The sequence below is a fragment of the Pseudoalteromonas sp. S3776 genome, assembly GCF_005886915.1.
Lineage (GTDB): Bacteria > Pseudomonadota > Gammaproteobacteria > Enterobacterales > Alteromonadaceae > Pseudoalteromonas.
The window spans coordinates 81,242-101,206 of sequence record NZ_PNCU01000010.1; the positions used below are offsets into that span (position 1 = coordinate 81,242).

Sequence of the window (19,965 nt, forward strand, 5' to 3'; positions counted from 1 at the left end):
CAAGGTAAGAGACACACCCTTATCCTAGTTACAATTGCGCTCAAGTATACATATACCTTAGTGCGAGGGGAAGCATTCGCGATGTATCACCTTGCGCTGCGTTAAAAGTCTGCATAAGGAACAATTGGGGTGCCAGGGAACTCTAACGCCCCGTACACAGGATTGAAGTAATAGCGAATATAGAGCTGACCAAAGTTGGGCTCATAAAAATCAGAGCGGTCTATGGCTAAGTAGCCCCCAAAAAACCAATGCGGCGTTATACGATACTCAAAGCTTCCTTCAAGATTGTATGAGATGCCTGCGCTGTCATCACTCTCAAATACAGGGTCTACCCCAGTTATCGACTCTCTATCGTAGGCTTGTAGTTGCAAGTCTGTGTCGTTGGGATAAAAGTCAATCGCTTGCGTTTTCGTTTGCGAGTACGATATACCTGTTTTTAAGCGATAAACAAAATCATCGCCCCAGCGCGCATCGTAGCTTAAAGGCAGTGATAACCCAACGTAGTTTTGAGGGCTATAGTAACCGCCGTGACCCCATGTTTCTTCACTTAAATTATACTGATACGCCCAATGCAATAGGCTTGCGCCGACAGTAAATTCGCGTTCTTGATTGCTAATAACGCGATAATACGACCCACCCATTACTCTATAGCGTTGGTTATCTTTAACATTTTGACCTTTATAAAGTGTAAAGTCGGCGCTTGACCAAAAGCCCCAATCGTCACCTAAATCATGAGATAGATTGGCCGTTAGGCCAGTTGAGCGCACGCCGCCCCAAATTTCACCGGTATTTACATCCTCAAGGCCAGCATAAGAGAGCACAGAGCTAGTTACAGGGCGTTTTTCGAGCTCTAGGCTATAGCCAAAATCGCCAATGCTGTTTGCGTAGTTTACACCCCATACTATGTCTTCAATCAAAAAGCCAAGTGGGGTAGTACCCACATCAACACGCCAATTTTCATTTTGCCAGCCAATACCTATATCGACCCCATCTTGCTCAGGGCTAACCTCATCAATGCCGCAGGTAAATATACACAGTGCACCTTGGCCGTAGCGGCTTCCAGCAAATTGCTCATCAAAGCGCGTTGTTTGTGCACTGATGCTAGTTGGATCTATTTTAATAAACCCTTGACCTTGCCAAAGTGGAAAATAGGCCTCAATAGGGACTAAGCCAGCGCCAAGCGTCGCTTCGCTTTCTGTACTTGTTTGGCCACTAAAGTTAACCCCAATGGCAATGTATGCTTGGTTTTTGCTTTGCTCATTTATAAGCTCGCGTTTAGCACCATTGATATACCACGCATCATTTTCATCTATACGCGCAATTTGTTTGTAAAACGATTCATCGTTTAGGCGTTGCTCGCTCGATAGTGTTTTTAAATACCATTGCTTAGCTTGGTCGTGTTCATTAAAGTTTCGGGCAACTTCAGCGCCCAAATAACTAAGCTCTTTATCATTGGGTGATTTAGCTATTAATTGATTGGCTAAAGCTAACGCATCACCTGCGTAATTAAAGTCATTTAACGAGGCCATAATTTGGCGCTGTAAATAGGCCTGCTGATCATCTGTTTGCGCTATTGCACGCTCAGTCACTTCTTTTGCTTGAAAGTCATTACCTAATTCTCTATGAGCTTTTGCTATTGCTAACATAGCTTGAGGGTCAATTGGCTGATTGTTTTTTAGTTTTTGTTGATAAACAATAATTGCCGACTCACGCTGCTCAAGGGCTAAATTAGCATTTATTAATGCCGTGGTCGTTGCGGGGGTACTTGGGTACTTTTGATCAAGCTGGTTTAGCTTAGCTAATAGTTCGCCGCCTTCGTAATACTCATTAATATATGTAGTGTATAAATTGACGTACTGTTCTATTTCGCCAGTACTGGCATTACTAGGTAAACTATAATTAGTAAACCATTGCTCTACAGATGGGCGCTCATTTTGCTCGAGTAGCCATTCTCCATACAGCATATGCCAATAAGGTGATAAAGAAGGTTCAGTATTTAATGCATCATTAATTAACTTTATAGCGTGTTTTTTCTCATCTATTTGATACCAGCTACGCGATAGCTCGGCTTTCATTACGGGTGTTAAATTTTGCGCTTCTAAATTACTTAAATGAAAAATAGCCGTGGTTCTATTTTTGCTATTTAAGTGGCGCTCACTTTGTCTGAGAGATTCGTTCAGCCTAAGCTGTTGCTCAAGCGTAATTATGTCGTCATTTCGCTCATTAACTGGTACATACTCTAAGGTGTTTAAAGCACCTTGGTAATCATCTATTGAGCGCAAAAATAGGGCATGGCTGTAGCGTAACTGTGGATTAAGAGGAAACTGCCAAAGCACATTGTTAAATAACGTTTTTGCCTTTTGCGTTAACCCATTTTGTTGATAAATAAACGCTAAGTCATAATAAAGCCAAGGCTGCTCAGGGGCTAATTCTATGGCCTCTCTTAAAGTCTGCTCTGCAAGTCCTACCTCACCCGAATCGGTGTACTGACGTGCTTTTTCGCGAAGCAGGCTACTCAATGAAGCTACATAAACGGGCTTTAGCTGTGCTTTTTGCGTATCGGATAAAGCATTGTAAAAGTTGATTAACGACTGCTCAGAGTTATCCAGTTCAGCGATTTCTAATAACCCGGTCAAGGCACCATTATTTAAAGGATCACCTTTGAGCACCGTTTGGTATATGGTTGCCGCCTGAGAGAAGTTACCTTGTGCAAACTGTAATAGCCCTCGGTTATATAAAACAGTAGCAGGGTCTTGTTCTAAGGTCTTGGCTAAATCTAGCTTTAGCTTGGCTGTTTTAAATTCACGCTCGTTTATAGCTTCTTTTGCTTGACGGATATAAAGCCAAAATTTAGCTGTAGTGGCTAGCGCTTTTAATGTTTCGCGCTCAGCAAAATCCGCAGTGTTACTTTGCGCTCGCGTAAAATAATTATATGATTTTTGGTTTTCACCCATTCGCAGGTATAAGATGCCAAGGCTGCGCATAATCGCGCCATCTTTTGGGCGCCCTTTGAGTGCTTTCAATAAAATGGGCTCTGCGGCAGCTAACTTGTTTTTTTCAAGTAATGCTTCTCCTTTCACCCATAACTGATAGTGCGGATTAGCTAATAGCTTTTGTCGCGCTTTAAGATCTTTTTTGAAATCTTGATACTGTAGCTCACCTTTATTACTGAAAGGGTACACAGTAAAGTAGCGCTGAAATTGCTTATCAGTAGCGCTGTTTAATTGCATGTTAGATAGAGCACCTAACCAAATCGCTTCTACCTCATTACTATAACGAGAGGTAGCACCATATTTGCTTAAAAGAGATAACGCAGCGTCATCAGTCGGGTTATTTCTGAGTAAGTGGCGAGCGTATGGGATATCTATAGCACCAATGTTTTCATAAGTGCGTAGCAGCCTTTCGTAACCTTTTTTTACATTTTGCCATTGGCTCTGATCTTGTGCATACCAACTTAAATGCTCTAACTCAAACGCTAGGCTTGGATAGGCATTTTTAAAAAGAGAATTGTAAATTAAACGTGCTTGTTCAAAGCGACCCGCACGGGCAAGTAATTTAGCTTGCTGTATGTCCGCTTTATCTTCATTTTCTAATCTAGCAACTAATCGTAATTGCTCTATACAAGGGTGAATTTGTGTATTGCTATTATCTATTTTTCTTAATATTTGATTTGCTTGCCCCGCTTTGCCATTGGCAAATTCATAGCGAGCAAGCGCACACTGACTTTCTATGCGATTAGGCGCTATTGCCAATAGCTTTTGTAAGCTATCGGCAACTAAGTCTTTATTTTCTTGTACTTCACCAATGTTGATTTGGCTTAAAAGCCACTCAACAGAGCGTGTATCAATGTCATTATTTGTTTTAGCATGTACACTTGCGCTGACTGCTAACGTACAAACAACAGCCCATTTTAGCGACATTCAGTGCTCCACATTGGCTCGAGCGTCCCGTCTGCTGATATTGAAAAGCGTTTATTTAGTGTACTATTACCAAATAGATTTAATACACTGTCGTAGTAGCGAGTTCGTGTAAATGATTTATCGACCATCAACTTTTGCTGAATAGCCATAACCTGCGAATCATTCCCTTTTTCTTTTAGCATTGGCAATAGGGCAGCATTAAAACCAACTGGGCCACGCTTTTGGGTTTTGCCAGAGCTTGCATAAGTGTTTAAAGGCACATAGCCACGGCTGTTTATAGCCTCTAAAAAAGGACTAAATTGTTCGCTTAGCTGCGTTTTGTAAGGGGCATCCTCTGCCATCATACTGGCCCATAAGTAAACCCGAATAGCATTGTAGCTGCCTAAGTCAGTTGCTTTATTATTATGATAAAAGCCTTTTGCAGGGCTATACATTACCCAATCAGGACTAACGCCGTTTTTAGCGGTGTCTAAAATAAGCTTGGCAGACGCTTGATGGAGTTGCTGCCACGGGGAATTGGGGTATAGTTTGCTAAACTGCTGATAAATAAACAACGGAGAATAGCTAGGGTTAAGTTTGTAGGTGTTATTTTCAAACTCAAACCCAGCCGGTGCGGGTAATAAAGTCAGCCCTAAACCAGAGATATAAGCGGTTTCCTCTCGCATAATACGCTGCGCTAGTACGGCAGCTAAAATACTATAACGGCGTTCATCCCATAAGATGGCTGCTTGCGATAAACTATATGCTATCCATAAATCAGAGTCTGATGCTGGGTTTGAGTCTAAAATTCCAGTGGTGTCATTACCTGTTTTGCCCCATTGCCAAGCAGGTAAACGTGTACTTAAATCACCTTCAGAGAGGTGCTCTTGCGTCCAGTCTAAAATAGTATCAAACGCAGCTTTATCATTTGCCACAAGCGCAAAAAATAGCGCGTATGATTGACCTTCTGAGGTGGTAATATTTTGCTTTGAGCCTAAGTCGATAACGCGCCCTTCATCACTAATAAAGTGGTTTTTAAATACTTGCCATCCTTGCCAGGGCTCGCACTGCTGTGTTTGCGCTGATACAGAAAAACTAAAAAATGTGACTATTAATAATGCACGGTTAAGCAATGTCATTATTCATCTCCTTCAGCTAAACGTTTATGGGTAAGTGCTTGCAGTAATCGCCATAAAATAAATGAGATCAATAACAGCGTTAATATCGAAAGTAGAGCTAAAATAAACGGGTGGTCAGACAAATGGAACCACACCAGTGTATGTACAGGAATATGGCCTACAAAGTATTGCTCATCAGTTTTTATGGTTTTAACACCTTGTGAGTTTATAACTGCGGCACTGCCTTTTAATTGACTTAATGTTTGTGAGTCCATAAGGGTTTTATCAATTAAGCCAAAAGCTTTTTCGGTAGTTGCATTGAGTGACACGACAGAGCGCTCAGAATCAAAAGGAGATTGATACGCTGTAATGACCGCCATATCACCACTGCTTTTTACACTTACTTGGATTTTGTCGGGCGTCTGCTCATCGTATGCACCGTTATAAATTGCCTGCTTTATTTCGCGCTGATTATTATTTAAAAGTACATTTGTTTGCACATCTTCATCTAGTTGTTGTGCTGTCTTATTAGGCTTTGCAATAACTAGAATATCTTTATCGTCTAAGTCAACGTTCTCATTTAAATGGGCAACGGCCATTCTATGGGTTGGGTAACCTGTTATAGCACCAAAATGTCCAGTAAGATTAAACAGTAACGTTAATGCTTTTGCAGAAGGTTGCTGATCAACAAGTACAAGTGTTTGTTGTAAGTCGGCATATTTAGTGTAAGGGAAACCACTATTAGCAAATACGTTTAAATCCGGCAGGGCAATGTAATGATCAAAACCACTTACATCAATGTGTGAATTACCATCAATAACTCCAAACTCGCCCCCAGGCGGTGCTATTGCACATTCGCCCTTTTTTAATACACCAAATTTAAAATCAAAATTTAGTTCGTTTCGTGTGGCTAAATTAATACCATTTAATGAAAAATTTTCTGCGTTTTGTGTGGTGTCCGTATTAGCAATAAGTGGCAATAATGTTTTTGTCGTACTGAGAGTAGATTCCTCATTATCTAACAAATAACCACTAATAAACTTTTGATTAATCAGCATATTTAACCGAGAGTCCAAAGACTCACTCTCGGGCGTGCTGCGATACTGTAATGTGATGGGAATGCCTTTTTCACGCCAGGTAAATAAATCGGGTGCAAAACGTACATTTAATTTCACGGGCCCGTTATTTAATCCCTGTGCTTGTAGTTGGGTATCAAAATCGATTAGTTCGTCAAAATGTACCGCTCTATCACCGCGTAACCAACGCGGGGCGTCGTAAGGCTTACGAAGCGGGAGTTGGTTAATTGCTTCTATGCTTGCAGTTCTACCTGTCATTACTTTGTGCCCGAAGGCCAACCCAGTAACGGCTGTTTTTAAATCATCTTCATCACGGCCCAAAATAAGCAACATTTTGCTGTATCTATGCAGTGGGTTTGAAATAATCTCAACGGTTGGCTTTTCAACATCTGGGTAATCTTTTAAAAAGTCAGGCTTTGAATCGTTGGTAATAAAAACAACGCTGTGCGTATCTAATGATTTATTAATGACTACCGGGAAATCAGCACCGCGCCAGTCAGCTTGTGCGCCAAACCAACTAGATAAAGTGGCTGCCGCTTCAATCGTTTTGGTGTTAGGTGTTTTTGCAAACACAAACGGTAAGCTTAACTTATTATAATCTTTGGCATCAAAAAAAGGCGCTGGTAAATATTCCAAACGACTATCTATTGCTAATTGCTTTTGATTAAGTGTGATATTGCTCGATTTATTAATTTCGGTCCAAATAGAGCGGCTAAAGTAGTCTTGGCAACGTAAATCATAATAGCCCACAAGCTCAAAGCGTACTTGGTTGTAGTCTTGTACATATTTAGCATTGAGTTTAAGGCTATGATTAACCGTATTTTTAACTACACTTAGTTGCTCATTGATGGGCAGTACAGTGACTAAGTTTTCATTAAAATACACTTTTAAATGCGATACGTTAGCAATTAATGATGGCGAGTTTGTGTAAGAAAAATTAAGCTGTAAATCGGTGCTTAATTTATCAATGCGGTTTGTAAAATCCACTCTTGAGTTATTGTTTATGCCATCTAGCTTGTAACCATTAAAACCTAAAGCAGCAAAGTCTAATCGTAAACTAGATACGTTGGCGCTCTCAGGGTAGCCATTTATAAACACAGATTTATCGTGCATTGGCTCAATAGCACATGCCTTATGGGCGCTGCATGTTATAAACAGTATTAGAAATGTATTAAGCAAATTTTTAATCATAATTATTATGCACTATTGGTTTTTTAGGGGTGAAAGAGTTTATATATACAACAATTTTTGTCATTAATTTTACAAACGGTTGTAACGGTTTAGGAGCATGAAACAATAAATTGCTAAATCCTCTTAAACTTGTTTTTTGTACTTCTTTAAAACTATAAGAAGGGCGGTCATGGCGAAAGTTATTTTGCCAATCAAGCCATGCATCCGCTCTTGAAAAGGTGCATTGTATAAATGCTTTTTGCTTTTCGAGCGAAAGATCTTTTAAGGTTAAGCCTATTTGTTTGTTTCGAGTGTTACAAACATACGTTGTAAACGAAAATTGCTTATTACCGCGGCTCATTAATAGCTCTATTTTATCGTTTACACGGCATAAGTGAGCATGTTCTGTTTCAATGCCCACCCCGTTATCAGAGTAATCAGTTATTTTAACTTTTAACGTATGGCCATTTGCTAAACGCACACCTGCTGGAAAATGCGCCTTAATACGATGTGATTGCCTTACTTGTCTTGCTTCGGCTGCAACGGCTACCGCAGCACCTAGAATAATAATATTGTAGATTGCCCACCCCATGCTTATCAGTAAAACGCCCACTTGGCTTGGGTCGCCAAAGCCTAAGCGTAAAATACCTACCAGCATGCCGACTAGGTTTATCAGCAAAAGCACCAAGTAAGGTTTAGATATGCCCCAATCGTAATGTTCTTTATCGTTTAAGCCACCTTTCTCGGTCACATTAAATTTACCCTTATTAGGGTTAATTAGCGCAACGGTTGTTGGCTTTAATATGTACCACGCAAGCACAGACTCATACACTTCACCCCAAAAAGAGTAGCGATATTTACCCTGAATGCGCGAGTTGGTCGCTTTTATTTGTATTAACGTAGGCACTACGTAAATAAAAATGGCTAAAAATGGTGCATAAATAATGTACGCATTAAAGTATATAAGCGCTAAGGGGGCGGTTAAAAATACAATCCGCGGAATGCCTGATAAAAAATGCAACATGGCGTTTAGGTAGCATAGGCGCTGAGGTATATCGAGCCCTTTACCTAAAATTGGATTATCGAGTCTAAATATTTGCGCCATACCTCGCGCCCACCGAATACGCTGACCAATATGAGCTGACAGGCTATCTGTAGCAAGCCCTGCAGCTTGAGGGATATTAATATATGCGGTTTTATAACCGGCACGTTGCATACGCAGAGCAGTGTGGGCATCTTCGGTTACCGTTTCAAAAGCAAAGCCACCAATATCATCCAGTGCTTGTCTTTTTAGTACAGCACATGAGCCACAAAAAAAGGTCGCATCCCACATGTCATTACCGTCTTGAATTAACCCGTAAAAAAGCATGTTTTCATTAGGTATTTGGCTGTGGTTATTCAAGTTACGCTCAAACGGGTCCGCAGAAAAAAAGTGATGCGGTGTTTGCACTAAACATACTTTACTATCTTTTAAAAATTGTCCCATGGTCATTTGTAAAAATGAGCGGGCAGGGACGTGGTCGCAATCAAAAATAGCGATGTAATCACCGTTGGTATAGCGCATGGCGCTGTTCATGTTACCGGCTTTAGCGTGGTTATTATCAGGGCGAGTTAAATAACCGACTCCCACTTTCTGAGCAAACTCTTTAAATTCAGGGCGTTTTCCATCATCAAGAATATACACGTTTAGTTTATCTGCGGGCCAATCAATACTCATGGCCGCAAGTGTGGTTGGCTGCACAACACTCAGTGGCTCATTATAAGTAGGTATGTATACATCAACTGTTGGCCATAAGTCGGTGTTTTCAGGCAACGGAACAGGTTTGCGCTCAAGCGGGTTTATAGTTTGGAAAAAGCCTAAAATAAGCACTAACCATGCGTAGGTTTCTGCAAGTAGCAACCCCGCGCCCAAGGTAAGCGCAACAGGGTCATCCCAGTTTAGGGTTTCTGTGTAACGCCACCACAAATAACGCGATGAAGTGGTTACCGATAGGGTGATCATTACAATCGTGGCCATTTGCCCTTTTACGCGCTTAAGCCCATAAGCCACTATTAATATAAAACTAATAAACACAGCTTGTGCTTCTAAGCTAAACGGAATGGTGATAAAAATAGCCAGTAAAAACAATATAAAGGCCACAACCACATACTTTATTAGTTTATTTTGCCATATTTTGGCATCTGCCATGGTCTTAAATGCGCTTTTTTTAGGTCCTTTAGCATTTTTTGACAATAAGCGTTTTAGCATTCGCCCTAACTTTAAATCAAACCAACGCAACTGTTTAAGTGAGTAGCTTACCCCATTATAAAACTGATTAGAGAGCCGCTCCCTTACTGAATTTTTTTTTGGTCTGTATTTAAAAAATAATAAATAAACACTTTGAATGATAAAGCGCAAAATATTTGAATAAATAAACGTACGGTACGGTAAGCGCAGGTGCGGGTAGTAATCATATAAAATAAGTTCAAAGTTAATTTTGTGGTCTTTTATATTGATAAACAATGAACTAATTAGCGTAATAAAAGGCATTAAAAAGGCTTCTATTACGTTTACTTTGTGCTGATTAAAATAACTATGAAACTTAAATAAAATATAACGGACAAGTTTTTCAGTAAATATAATGCTTAACAGTATATATAAAGTACTGTGTATTGGGCGCTTATAAAATAGAGAAAAGCTCATAATTACAAAGCCGACTTACTTACAAGCCAACCGGCAAGCGTTTCAAAGTCATCGTTAGCAACACTGTAAGGCGCACAGTTAAGCGCTACATTTCGATAGGCTGTAGACTCTTTAATGACTTCATCACTGTTTATAAAAAAAGGCGCTATAAATGGTAAAGTAGATTGCCACAATGAAAACAGGTCAAATTCAAGTGTTGATGCAGAGTTATAACGATTGACTAAAAAAAAGTGTTTCCACTGGTTGTCAGTCTGTTTTAGCGTTTGCAGGTTTTTGTAAATTAAGCTGTGACAAATAGCATCACAATTGACTATTTCAATTACTATGTCGTTTTTATCTAGGGGGTAATGGGTAATATCGACATGTGCAGGGCAATCGAATAGAAGCCAAGTATCTTTGTTATAATCCAGTTTATTGCAATTGTTAATAAGCTCAAATAACGCTTCACGACTTACGCAATTGTTGCCGAATGGCAAAAATACAATACCATCACTATCTTGATGAAAGTGCGCTAAAGCGTCCTCAAAACGTTCCTCATTGCTCCAACCCTGGTTGTATTTCCAAGGCAGGCCAAAGTGCAGTCCCAAATCGCTTTTAGAATCTAAATCTATAGCAATCACATCTGAGCCTGATTTTTTTAATACGCAGGCTAAGTTGGCAACCATCGAAGTAGCGCCAGTACCGCCTTTAATGCCTTTTAGAAAAATTCTTTGCAAAGGGTTGTTTACCTGTCGTTTTAATTACACATTACGCATTTACCGCACGGTGTATTTCGTTTAGTAATGCGTATTTTTTTATTGTTTGTTTATTTTTCTGTTTATTAACAATTTCAACGTAATCTTCGCTTTTGCCACCAAAGCGTCGTGCGAGGTTCTCAATGTCGTTGGATGTTAAGGTTTCAGAGCTTTTTGTTGTTAATTTGTGCATTGATGCCTTTGTGCTAAAGTTTATTATTTTTATTTAAAGTGGACAATATTTGTCTATTATATATAGAATAGCGGGTAAAACTAGTAAAAAAGTATTTTTTATAGGCTAAATTCAGTGCAAAACTTTAACATCTCAGGCTTACAGCCCGCTGCTACAGAGCTAAAACCTGCATCGTTATATGCAATTTTAGCCCCTTTAGATCATTTTTCTACTGAACTGGCCCTACATGCAATTAATAAGCCCTCAACCTCTGATATATATATTGTTTCTTCGCAAATAGAAACATTTTTTGAGGGTGCTTACAGCGATGCTTTAAATCACGCATTTGACCAGCACAAAGTGCACCCATTCAGGTTTTCTGCTGACACCCGCGATTGGCCTAAACAACAAATAATTAACAATACTTTAAAAGAGCTAAATGCTTATAAACAGTTAAACGAAGCGCTAGTTATTGTGCACTTTAGCACGACGGATTTAGCCTCGGTGGATCAGCGGCAACTGACAAATAGCATTCATGCCTTTAAGGGTTTTAGTAGAGATTCGGGGGCGACTACTTTATTTTTAGTTTCTGGCCCTGAGGTAACTAACTATCGTTTTCTGTTCAGGCGGTTAAATGATGTTTTAGATGGGTTAGTTTATGTTGAGAATGATTCAACGGTGCGTGTGCTTGAATACGATTATTGGCACCACAGTACGGGTATTTTGGCCTCGGTGCAGTACCCTTTAATGATTGAGGATGGTTACTTTAAAGTCCAGCAAGATACTATTATTGAAAAACAACCTTTAACTGCAGGTGTGTTTGCAGATGAAGATGAAGTGTGGATTGTGCAAGGGGCGATTCCTGAAGGTACCAAGCTTCCTGCAAAATATAAAATAATAAAAGACAACAACGCGCTTTTTTCAAAAGGTCCTAAACTTGAAGCGGCGACATTGGTGTTTGCAGTGTCGCGTTATACTGATTTAGCTCTGCTTGCTAAGCAATGTTTTGAGCTTAGAAAAAACTGCGGTCGTTGGCTTAAATTAGTGATTCAAAACGTTGATGGTGTGATCCGCCATCAAGATGAATGCTTATTTTTGACTTTAGGTGTTAACCTTATTTTGTATAGTTTTTCGGAACCTTCAAGGTTGCTTTCACAGGTTCAGTCAATTCAAGGGTTTCAGTTTTCAAGGCCCTTACCGCCCTCTATTGAACATGTACTTCAATTTACCGAAAATACCTTTTCGAAAGGCTACTTACCTTTTATAGAATTTACCAAACAGGTTGAAGTGCACAGCGATTCAGCTGTAAATCTAGGGGTTAGCGGGGTGTTGGTTAAACTTGAGCTTTTACCCCGAATTGACCCCATCCATCCATTGCATTTGTTTCATATTAAACGTGAAGGTGACGTTTTCAGTTTGGTAGAAAATACCGTGTACTTGTACTTGCATGCGTGTCGCGAAAATGATGTTAATAACGCGATAAAACACTTATTTAAATTAGAAACAAACGACTTTTTTGCACAACAAAATATAATTTCCGATCATTTTTATATTCAGCAAGAATGTAAACAACTCAGGCGTTACTATGCAGGGCAGGATATAACGGATTACTCTGCCCAATTAACGGAAAATGAAAGCTATAAATTTACTCAAGCAATTGATGCAAGTGTTGCAGCAGATATAGAAACCCCTGAGTTTACTAAAAATGAGCGCGCAGATGCCGTGCCGTTTAAAATGGCTTTAAAGAGTAACTTATGAGTATTAATCAATTATTGATTACAGCAATTTTAGCGATGCTAGTTGGCGTATTTTTGTGTATGTCGGGGTCGCTACTACTGAATAAATTAAAAAAATACTATGCTCAGCTTACGTTTAAGCATGAAGTACTTGAACCTTACAAACCAAACAGAATAAAGAAGGGTAAATAGTGAAATTATCAGGCTTAGGGGTATGGAACCTTTACTTTTTAGTTAAGTTTGCACTTTTTTATTATGGTGCGATCGACTTTAGCTTATTGGCAAATGCGGCGTTAGCTGCTTTTTTTGCTATTTCTTACGCACACCCTTTTCTCAATAAAGTTAAGCATTGGTTAGGCGCGGTAATAGCCATCGTTTTATTGTATAAAGACTCGTGGTTGCCACCAATAGAGCGCTTAACCCGTCAGGCCGGCAATGTACAAGATTTCAGTTTTGGCTACTTTTTGGAGCTGATGGCGCGTGTTATCAATGTTGACATGTTATTGGCTTTGTTTGTTATTACGGTGTGTTTTTGGTATTGCTCGCAATGGATACGCTTCACCACAGTAACCGTTGCTGGGTTAATGTTTGTAGCTTGGCAAAGCAATCACAGTGAAGATGAATTAATGACCCAGCCAGTAGCAGCTAATAACGTAACAACAGCTGCGCCTCGTGCACAAGCACAAGTAGTAACACAAGAAGCAAAATCACCAGATGAGCAGTTAAAAGCGTTTTATGAACAACAAAGTAGACTAATTAGCCAATTCCCACAGCAATATAACGGTGAGTTATTTGATGTTATTGTGTTAAATATTTGCTCTATGGCAGTGGCTGACTTAGAAACTATTGGTGTAAGTCTTGACGATTTATACAGCGACTTTGATGTGGTGTTTTCTGATTTTAACTCGGCTACTTCTTACTCTGGACCGGCTGCAATTCGTCTGCTTAGAGCAAGCTGTGGTCAAACAAGTCAGACGGCTTTATTTGAGAATGCGCCTGAACAGTGCCACTTATTTAAAAATTTAGAAAGCTTAGGGTATAAGAGTAGTGTTGTAATGAACCACGACGGTCACTTTGATGAGTTTAAGGGCTTAGTTAAAAGGTTCGGAAAAATAGATGAGCAGCCTTACGATATTACTAACTTACCCGTTGCTCAATATGGGTTTGATAACAAGCCTATTTATTCAGACGGTGCGGTACTTAATTCATGGCTAAATGAAAAAGGTGAAGACTGTGCGCCATGCGCTATGTATTATAATACAACCAGTTTGCACGATGGCAACCAATTAGCTAATCAGCCTCGCATGAGTAGCCTTGAAAGCTACCCGACCAGGCATAAAAACTTATTTAACGACATTAACGGGTTTATTAAAAATTTAGAAAAGCGTGGCCGTAATGTGATGCTAATGATAGTACCAGAACACGGTGCAGCTTTAAAAGGCGATAAAGTGCAATTTGCAGGTCTTCGCGAAATACCAAGCCCAAGTATTGTATCTGTTCCGGTGGCGATTAAGTTTATTGGTAAAAATGTACAAAGCTATTCACAAACGCTTGTAAGCGAATCAACAAGTTACTTTGGTTTATCGGAGCTAATTAGTGGCGTGCTTAGCACAAACTTTTTTGCAGGTAATGGCAATATTGCTGACTTAGTTGATACGCTGCCTCGTGCACCTAAAGTAGCCGAAAACGCCGATACAATAATGATGTATGTTAATAAGCGCCCTTATATCCAATTAGATGGCGGAGACTGGACCCCATACCCGCAAAACTAATAGCATATAGGTATTACCCCTTTTTAAAACGCAGCTTACACGCTGCGTTTTTACTTTTAAGCTGGACGTTATTACAGTTTGATGTTTACAGGTGTAAGGTTACAGTAAAAAAGATCTGGGCTTGTCCAAATTTGTTTACAATTTACTGTATTGAATAACGCAGTTAGCGTATTATTCGGCTAATATAGTTTTTCCTTATTCGAGGATGTATGCGTCTAGATATTCATTGTGCCGACCGTGTAGGTATTGCCCAAGAAATCCTAAATATTTTAGTTAACTACGATGTTGATTTAAAAGGGATTGAGGTTGATTCGGTAAATTGCCGTATGTATGTAAGCTTTCCTGAAATTGAATTTGAGCAATTTCAAAAAATTATGCCTTCTATTCGTTTGATTGATGGCGTACATGATGTTCGCACCACTGCCTTTTTACCCTCTGAACGAGAGCATAACGAGCTCAATACACTGCTGCGCGCATTACCAGATGGAGTTATCTCGATTGACGCAAAAGGGTGGGTTCGTTTGTGTAACGATGCCGCCTGTAAAGACTTGCAACTAAGTGAAAAAGAAGTGGTAGGAGCCAATATTAATAACCTACTAAAAGGTTTTAATTTTACACGCTGGCTAGAAGGCAAAGAAGTACTTGGTCAAACAACCCGTGTAGATGTGGCCGGTGAAGACTTTATTGCCGATATTTTACCGATTGCCGTCCCGCAAGGTGGTGAAGGTGATGTGTTAGCTGGTGCGGTTATAAATATTAAATCGCAAAGCCGATTAGGTCAGCAAGTCAGTGCCTTTAGGCGTTATGGGCAAGAAAGCTTTGCAACTATTCACAATTTTAGTACTGCTATGCGCCGTGTTGTACGTGAAGCACGAAAAATGTCGCAGTTAGAAGCGCCCATTTTAATAACTGGCGAAACTGGCACGGGTAAAGAACTTCTTGCTCGTGCTTGTCACTATGCTTCTAACCGTTCGGTTAAACCATTTATCGCTCTATCGTGTGCATCGTTGCCTGATGATGTAGCCGAATCTGAATTATTTGGCTACGCCGGCTATGAAGAAAATACCGCGCCTAAGCGTGGGGTATTAGAACAAGCAGATGGCGGTACTGTGTTTTTAGATGAAGTAGGCGAAATGTCTACACAGTTACAAACAAAGCTACTGCGCTTTTTGCAAGACGGTACATTTAGAAAAGTGGGCGATGAAAACGAAGTAAAAGTAAATGTACGTATTATTGCAGCCACACAAAAAGATTTACCAGCCATGGTACAAGAGGGCGTATTTAGAGAGGATTTATATTACCGAATTAATGTGCTCACGTTAGAGATTGCACCACTAAGAGACCGTAAAGCTGATGTGGGTCCATTAGCCGAGCACTTTATCCAAAAATACGCACAGCAAAACGGCCATGCTATTCCGTTATTATCACAAGAATGCTTACGCTTTTTACAAGAATACCCGTGGCCGGGTAATGTACGCCAGTTAGAAAATGCGATTTACCGAGCTGTGTCGCTACTCGATGACAGTGAGCTGCGTGTGGAGCATTTACAATTGCCCACATTTACGCACGATCTAGGCTATTTAGAGTCAGATTTTGAGGGGACGTTAGATCAAGCTGTAAAACGTTTTGAAGCAACTTTATTACGTAAGTTGTATCCTGCTTACCCAAGTTCAAGGCAATTGGCTAAACGTTTAGGGCTTAGTCATACTGCAGTGGCAAATAAACTGCGTGATTATGGTATTAATCGCAAAACTGTTAAAGTTTAATAGCTGATTTACTGGGCGCCAGGGCGTGTTGTTCTTTGATGGTTGAATTTGCAGCAGTATGTTTGGTTTTTAGGCAAGGCAGAGCCTATGAAGTGTGGTTATTCCCCATAAATAGGCGATAACGCAGCATAAATACCAAACATGCGCTGCCCTTTGGGTTCTGCCTAGGGGCGATCAACTCTTTGTTGCCTACATGGATGTAGGTAAGGGGCGTGAGCAGGGCGCGGCAGCTTTACTCGGTTTTTACTTATTCTTACATGGATGTAAGTCATTAGAATAACGCAGGAGCAGTTATCGAGCCCACTAGGTTACAAACCTCGCGCCGCGATTTAATCGCCCCTAGGTTGAACAAATTTCAATCCGCAAAGGTCAACACGCCCTAGTTTTTAGTGCCCATGTTTTTTGTAACTCCATCAATGGCGATCGTTTCTATGCCATTTTCATCAAAATTAATCACTATGCTTGCGTTATTACGAGTAAAAAAGTAACTGCGGCCATTGAGCTCAATCACGTAATTGCCTTTTACGGGCTCTTTAAATTGCTGCTTTTTTAGACTGACAGTATGTTTACCTATATGCCATTCAAACGTTTCAATAAAGCCATTATTAAACTCTTGTACCCACACTTGGCTATCATCTTTAGCTAACGTGATTGCCACCGAGTATGAATTAGGTAATTGCGACATATCGTAGCTTTTATTTCCTATTGTAAATTTACCCAGTTGCTGCTGCCATGCAAACCCAAAATTAAATGGTTTTTCTATGCCTGTGGGGTAACTCACCGCGCCTGAGCCTTTAATTGTAAAATCGGCCAGTGCGCTGGGGCTAATGCATAATAAACTGATGGTAAAAAGTGTCGCTAATTTATATTTCATACTATGACTTTTTTATATTTATAATTTGAGAGTAAAACGGAACATTCGCCTTAACAAGTGGTTATGTTACACTGAGTTAACTTTATACTGGTAAGACCTTCTCGTGAACTTATATATTAGACTTCTTTTATTATTTTTAAAAATTAAGCGCAACCGTGACTACCAACAGTTACTTGATACGGTAGATATTGATTACAAAGCACTACCCACAGATTGCGATATAAACCTGCATCTAACAAATTCGCGTTATTTGGCGATGATGGACTTGTCGCGCACCTGGATGATTGAGCGAATAGGCTTACTAAAACAAGTAATGAAGCGCCGTTGGTTTCCTATAGTTAATGCGACAGCCATCACTTATATTCGCGATATTAAACCTATGCAGCGTTATACCATCAGTACTAGGCTGGTGGGGTGGGATCATAAATATTTTTACATTGAACAAAAATTTCATTCTGCGCGTGGCCTGCACGCTATAGCGTATGTGCGTGGTGTGTTTAAAAATAAAAAAGGCATTGTTTCTATTGAAGAAATGCTTGAAGTAGCCGAGTTTGATGGCGTGGCGCCTATTTTGCCAGCTGAAATTATGCATTGGAAAGAAATGCTTGAGCAAAAAAAGGTGAATAACCTGCCTAAATAATTTTCATAAAATAAGGCCTTTCGGCCTTAAACACATAGAACATAGGCACTGCAAACTTAACTAAAAGTTGTACCTTACACCAAACATAGCAACGACTGGGTCAAGCTCAACGGTTGATGTAAGGGCTTTAGCTCCGTTTGCATACACAGTGGCATCGGTATCTATATCAATCATGGATACCATAGCATGTAGCCCCCAATGTTGATCGATTTTATAGTTAGCGCCTACTTGTGCAATAAAGCCAAACGAATCATCGAGTTTTACTTCAACATCATCAGTACCTAGGGTTGCTTTTAGCGCTTGTGAAGGCTGCTCGTCAAAAAAGGTGGTGTAATTTAACCCTACACCAATAAACGGTCGTAGCGCGTAACTGGTATCTAAAAAGTGGTATTGCGCAACCAATGATGGCGGAAGCTGTTTTATGTCGGCAATCTTATTGCCCGCTAGCCCACCCGCGCCATTTACATCGTGCGAAAACGGCGTAGCGGCAATAAGTTCTACCACCCACTTATCGTTAAATGCATAGTCGATTGTAATACCTAGCTGCGTGTCAGAGTCGCCTTTAAGGCCCAGTGTTGGCGCTTCGTTAATGGCCGAGCTGCTGTTATCTGGATTTACATTAATAGCGCCAACATTAACGCTTAAGTTAGCGTGTGCCGCAGGGGTAATAGCAAGTAAAGAGGTAAGTAATGCAATGCTGATTTGGGTTTTCATGTTGTGCTCCAATAACTACTTTTTGATTGCCGCTATTATTACAACCTCCGAGCGTTAAAAACCTGTTCTAGATCAAAGTTTCAAAAATGTTTGAAGCATGTGAATCCTTTTATTGATTTAGATTAAAGTTGCTGCAAAAAGTATTTTAATTAATTGACACTGCTATGTATTTAACAGTCATCGCACTGTATTAACTTTGCCATTATTTGGTCATATTAGCGCGCTTTAATAATCTCTCTTATGGTTATTGAGTGTGTTGTTATGTCTGTTGCAAAAGTATCGCAAAACAGTGTAAGTAAGCCTTTAAGCGCGGTGGTCAAAAGTACGCAAACGCTTATTAGGTTTGAATCTGTAACGCCGAACCAAGGCGGTGCCATAGATTGGCTTAACAATGAGTTAGCTGCGCTTGGTTTTAACTGTGAGCAGTTTATGTGTGAAGACGTTACCAATTTAATTGCCTACATTAATTTTGAGCAAGAAGGGCCCTGTGTTGCGTTTTCTGGGCATATTGATGTTGTACCTGCAGAGTCGGGCAACTGGTTAAGTCCGCCTTTTGCCGGCAATATTTTTAATAATGCCGTGTATGGGCGTGGCGCTGCAGATATGAAAGGTGGCGTGGCGGCTATGTTGGGTGCTACTAAGGCACTATTAAATGATACAAAAAATAAAAAAGGGCATTTTTACTGGCTTATTACCTCCGATGAGGAAGGCGAGGCAGAATTTGGCTCAGAGGTAATAGCCGCGCGCCTAGCAAAAAATAATATACAACTTGATGGCTGTATTGTTGGTGAACCGACAAGTTCTGCACACGTAGGCGATACAATTAAAAATGGTCGCCGAGGCGCTATATCTTCTCGTATAAAAGTACATGGCAAGGCTGGACATGTTGCCTACCCGCAGAACACTATAAATGCAGCGCATATTGCGGGTAATATTGTAAATTGTTTAAGCAATTTAACATGGCCTGAAGATGAGCCAAGCTCTAAAACCGCCTTGCAAGTGACTGGTATTAATATAAATAATGTTGTTGATAATTTAGTGCCTAGTGAATGCGAAATTACCTTTAATGTGCGATATAGCCATGGTTATACAAGCAGTAAAATAAAGCAGTGTATATCAGCGGCACTGAGTGAGTACGCTCAGCACCTTGATGTTGAATGGGAGCGAGCGTGTGAGCCCTATTATACAGCACCAACAAACGGGTGGAGTTTATTACAGCAGTTAGAGCACACCATTTATGCGCAAACAGGAAATTACCCCATGTTAAGTACCAGCGGTGGCACGTCTGATGGGCGATTTTTTGCAAACCAGCATACCCAAGTTATTGAGTGCGGAGTTAAAAATAGTACCATTCACCAGGTAAACGAGCATGTTCCGGTTGATGATTTACTTAAAATTGAGGCCATTTATACCGACTTATTAGCGCGGATTTTTAGCCATAAATAGGCCTTATATAAATAAACAGCGAGAATTACCTCGCTGTTTGTTTGAGTAGGGCGTGTTGATCTTAAATGATTGAGTTTGCAGCAGTATGTTTGGTTTTTAGGCAAGGCAGAGCCTATGAAGTGTGGTTATTCCCCATAAATAGGCGATAACGCAGCATAAATGCCA

At 40.1% G+C, this 19,965-nt stretch carries 14 protein-coding genes; 6 read left to right on the forward strand and 8 right to left on the reverse strand.

Translation table 11 applies throughout. The features are described 5' to 3' along the window. Positions 1-101: 101 nt before the first annotated feature. The 6 genes from CWC16_RS05815 to bcsR are packed head-to-tail and all read right to left on the reverse strand — an operon-like array spanning position 102 to position 10,873. A complete protein-coding gene (locus tag CWC16_RS05815) occupies positions 102-3,920 on the reverse strand; it encodes a cellulose synthase subunit BcsC-related outer membrane protein (RefSeq protein WP_138540842.1) in 3,819 nt (1,272 codons plus the stop codon). Then, positions 3,911-5,038, reverse strand: coding sequence for a cellulose synthase complex periplasmic endoglucanase BcsZ (gene bcsZ, locus CWC16_RS05820; RefSeq protein WP_138540843.1), 1,128 nt, complete (start codon positions 5,036-5,038; stop codon positions 3,911-3,913). Before bcsZ ends, CWC16_RS05815 begins: the two co-directional genes overlap by 10 nt. Beyond that, positions 5,038-7,284 carry a cellulose biosynthesis cyclic di-GMP-binding regulatory protein BcsB gene (gene bcsB / locus CWC16_RS05825; RefSeq protein WP_138540844.1) on the reverse strand — a complete coding sequence of 749 codons (2,247 nt, stop codon included), beginning with the start codon at positions 7,282-7,284 and terminating at the stop codon, positions 5,038-5,040. The genes bcsZ and bcsB overlap by 1 nt, the downstream gene beginning before the upstream one ends. Then, on the reverse strand, positions 7,277-9,946 hold the full coding sequence (gene bcsA, locus CWC16_RS05830) for a UDP-forming cellulose synthase catalytic subunit (RefSeq protein WP_138540845.1): 2,670 nt from the start codon (positions 9,944-9,946) through the stop codon (positions 7,277-7,279). Before bcsA ends, bcsB begins: the two co-directional genes overlap by 8 nt. A gap of 2 nt (positions 9,947-9,948) precedes the next feature. Beyond that, complete coding sequence (gene bcsQ, locus CWC16_RS05835) at positions 9,949-10,662, reverse strand: cellulose biosynthesis protein BcsQ (RefSeq protein WP_138540846.1); 714 nt, start codon at positions 10,660-10,662, stop codon at positions 9,949-9,951. A gap of 31 nt (positions 10,663-10,693) precedes the next feature. After that, positions 10,694-10,873 carry a BcsR/BcsP family cellulose biosynthesis protein gene (bcsR, locus tag CWC16_RS05840; RefSeq protein ID WP_055015960.1) on the reverse strand — a complete coding sequence of 60 codons (180 nt, stop codon included), beginning with the start codon at positions 10,871-10,873 and terminating at the stop codon, positions 10,694-10,696. A 114-nt stretch (positions 10,874-10,987) separates the two neighbouring features. Here bcsR and bcsE point away from each other — a divergent pair, with 114 nt between their 5' ends. The 4 genes from bcsE to tyrR all read left to right on the forward strand — a co-directional run bounded on the left by bcsE (position 10,988) and on the right by tyrR (position 16,126). Then, positions 10,988-12,610 carry a cellulose biosynthesis protein BcsE gene (bcsE, locus tag CWC16_RS05845; RefSeq protein WP_138540847.1) on the forward strand — a complete coding sequence of 541 codons (1,623 nt, stop codon included), beginning with the start codon at positions 10,988-10,990 and terminating at the stop codon, positions 12,608-12,610. Continuing rightward, positions 12,607-12,780 (forward strand): hypothetical protein, encoded by a 174-nt coding sequence (locus tag CWC16_RS19840; RefSeq protein ID WP_171037630.1) that lies wholly within the window; start codon positions 12,607-12,609, stop codon positions 12,778-12,780. The genes bcsE and CWC16_RS19840 overlap by 4 nt, the downstream gene beginning before the upstream one ends. Next, positions 12,780-14,360, forward strand: coding sequence for a cellulose biosynthesis protein BcsG (gene bcsG / locus CWC16_RS05850; protein WP_138540848.1), 1,581 nt, complete (start codon positions 12,780-12,782; stop codon positions 14,358-14,360). The genes CWC16_RS19840 and bcsG overlap by 1 nt, the downstream gene beginning before the upstream one ends. Positions 14,361-14,569: 209 nt before the next feature. After that, a complete protein-coding gene (gene tyrR / locus CWC16_RS05855; protein ID WP_055015963.1) occupies positions 14,570-16,126 on the forward strand; it encodes a transcriptional regulator TyrR in 1,557 nt (518 codons plus the stop codon). A gap of 379 nt (positions 16,127-16,505) precedes the next feature. Here tyrR and CWC16_RS05860 read toward each other — a convergent pair whose 3' ends face one another. Beyond that, positions 16,506-17,000: a hypothetical protein gene (locus tag CWC16_RS05860; RefSeq protein WP_138540849.1), complete on the reverse strand. Its 495-nt coding sequence runs from the start codon at positions 16,998-17,000 to the stop codon at positions 16,506-16,508. A 103-nt stretch (positions 17,001-17,103) separates the two neighbouring features. Here CWC16_RS05860 and CWC16_RS05865 point away from each other — a divergent pair, with 103 nt between their 5' ends. Further along, positions 17,104-17,640: a thioesterase family protein gene (locus tag CWC16_RS05865; RefSeq protein ID WP_138540850.1), complete on the forward strand. Its 537-nt coding sequence runs from the start codon at positions 17,104-17,106 to the stop codon at positions 17,638-17,640. Positions 17,641-17,700: 60 nt separating this feature from the next. Here the strand turns inward: CWC16_RS05865 and CWC16_RS05870 are convergent, their stop codons facing one another. Then, on the reverse strand, positions 17,701-18,354 hold the full coding sequence (locus CWC16_RS05870) for an OmpW/AlkL family protein (protein WP_138540851.1): 654 nt from the start codon (positions 18,352-18,354) through the stop codon (positions 17,701-17,703). A gap of 261 nt (positions 18,355-18,615) precedes the next feature. On the opposite strand from CWC16_RS05870, the gene dapE reads away from it, so the two are divergent. Then, positions 18,616-19,800 carry a succinyl-diaminopimelate desuccinylase gene (gene dapE, locus CWC16_RS05875; protein ID WP_138540852.1) on the forward strand — a complete coding sequence of 395 codons (1,185 nt, stop codon included), beginning with the start codon at positions 18,616-18,618 and terminating at the stop codon, positions 19,798-19,800. Positions 19,801-19,965: the final 165 nt, after the last annotated feature.

What these genes read in the sequence shown, in the direction of transcription:
- CWC16_RS05815 (WP_138540842.1), bottom strand. Translation starts at nt 3,920, where the DNA reads ATGTCGCTAAAATGGGCTGTTGTTTGTACGTTAGCAGTCAGCGCAAGT.
- bcsZ (WP_138540843.1), bottom strand. Translation starts at nt 5,038, where the DNA reads ATGACATTGCTTAACCGTGCATTATTAATAGTCACATTTTTTAGTTTT.
- bcsB (WP_138540844.1), bottom strand. Translation starts at nt 7,284, where the DNA reads ATGATTAAAAATTTGCTTAATACATTTCTAATACTGTTTATAACATGC.
- bcsA (WP_138540845.1), bottom strand. Translation starts at nt 9,946, where the DNA reads ATGAGCTTTTCTCTATTTTATAAGCGCCCAATACACAGTACTTTATAT.
- bcsR (WP_055015960.1), bottom strand. Translation starts at nt 10,873, where the DNA reads ATGCACAAATTAACAACAAAAAGCTCTGAAACCTTAACATCCAACGAC.
- CWC16_RS19840 (WP_171037630.1), top strand. Translation starts at nt 12,607, where the DNA reads ATGAGTATTAATCAATTATTGATTACAGCAATTTTAGCGATGCTAGTT.
- tyrR (WP_055015963.1), top strand. Translation starts at nt 14,570, where the DNA reads ATGCGTCTAGATATTCATTGTGCCGACCGTGTAGGTATTGCCCAAGAA.
- CWC16_RS05860 (WP_138540849.1), bottom strand. Translation starts at nt 17,000, where the DNA reads ATGAAATATAAATTAGCGACACTTTTTACCATCAGTTTATTATGCATT.
- CWC16_RS05870 (WP_138540851.1), bottom strand. Translation starts at nt 18,354, where the DNA reads ATGAAAACCCAAATCAGCATTGCATTACTTACCTCTTTACTTGCTATT.
- dapE (WP_138540852.1), top strand. Translation starts at nt 18,616, where the DNA reads ATGTCTGTTGCAAAAGTATCGCAAAACAGTGTAAGTAAGCCTTTAAGC.